At 32.2% G+C, this 1,416-nt stretch carries 1 protein-coding gene, 1 tRNA gene and 1 pseudogene; 2 read left to right on the top strand and 1 reads right to left on the bottom strand.

What is annotated here, in order from left to right; all coding sequences use genetic code 11:
* A partial coding sequence (locus tag F3G88_RS10870) for a methyl-accepting chemotaxis protein (RefSeq protein WP_223228737.1) occupies positions 1-673 on the top strand: 673 nt, incomplete at its 5' end.
* A gap of 214 nt (positions 674-887) precedes the next feature.
* Positions 888-962, top strand: a tRNA-Asn gene (locus tag F3G88_RS10865).
* 200 nt (positions 963-1,162) lie between these two features.
* Here F3G88_RS10865 and F3G88_RS10860 read toward each other — a convergent pair.
* Positions 1,163-1,416: pseudogene (locus F3G88_RS10860) on the bottom strand (hypothetical protein); the annotation flags it as partial.

Genomic DNA, 1,416 nt, shown 5'->3' with positions numbered 1-1,416 from the left:
AAACCAAGACTTTACAAAAAGACTTGATGATGATGGTAAGATAGCAAGTGGTATAAACTCACTAGGCATTGAGATATCTAAAATGCTAAATGACAATCTAAACCAAGCACAAGTACTAGAAGAAAAAGCTAAACTTCTAGCTGAATCAGTATCTAAAGTAGCAAGCTCAGCAAACACTCAAGCAAATAGCTTACAAGAATCTGCTGCTGCAGTTGAGCAAATGTCAAGCTCAATGAATGCCATCTCTCAAAAGACAGCTGATGTTATAAGACAAAGTGATGAGATCAAAAACATAATAACTATCATTAGAGATATAGCAGATCAAACAAACCTTCTAGCACTTAATGCTGCAATTGAAGCAGCACGTGCAGGAGAACACGGTAGAGGATTTGCAGTTGTTGCTGATGAAGTTAGAAAGCTAGCTGAAAGAACTCAAAAATCACTTGGTGAGATAGAAGCAAATACAAATGTCCTAGCTCAATCAATAAATGAGATGAGTGAATCAATCAAAGAGCAAAGCGAAGGCATAAATATGATAAATCAATCAGTTGCTCAAATAGATCACCTAACAAAAGAAAACGTAGTAATTGCTAATCAAGCAAACGAAGTAACATCAGAAGTAGATGAGATGGCTAAAGCCATAGTTGAAGAGGTTAGAAAGAAGAGGTTTTAAAAAACACTTATTCTTTATAGTTTTAAATAAACTTAAATTTGTTTAAACAAGACTACTAAACAAAACGATCTTGTTTTGGTGAAACTCTAAACCACTCAGGCAATTTGCTTGAGTGGTTTAAAATATATAATTTATAAGAAAAATGGCTAAATTTTTTAGCTATTTAAGCTATTTTTAAATGATTGCTAACTATAATACGACTTCTTTTAAGTGTTCCGGATTAGCTCAGCGGTAGAGTAGGTGACTGTTAATCACTTGGTCGCTGGTTCGAACCCAGCATCCGGAGCCATTCTTCTTTAAAAATCATTTTAAAAACCCGATTTTAACTATATTTCAGGAACTTTAAGTTTTCTTATTTTTTGTATTTTTCCCCTTTATTTCCCCTCAGTTTTATTTAATATTTTTAAAATATCTATCCATGATATTAAGGAAATGCAATATAGAAGTATGATCATAATTCTGGTATAAAAGAAGCTCGGAGTAGGCACACTACTCCTCTTTTCTATTCTCTGGTAAAACCAAGTGACCATTTTTATCTATTAGGGAGTATTGCACTAATACTATATAAATTAGATCGTGGATTTTATAATTACCATAATTACCAGTATAGTCATCATATTTTCTTAAAAACTCAGCATAAGGATTTTTGTCTGTATTTTTAATACCATTTAGCTCTACTTCTGAGTAAAGTATCGGCACATATTTTAAAGTATCTTCAAATACCTCTTTAAATTTCTCATAGT

Source organism: Campylobacter concisus (assembly GCF_902460675.1).
GTDB lineage: Bacteria > Campylobacterota > Campylobacteria > Campylobacterales > Campylobacteraceae > Campylobacter_A > Campylobacter_A concisus_AJ.
The sequence above is the reverse complement of the archived record's forward strand: the minus strand, read 5'-3'. Positions and strand labels throughout refer to the sequence as shown.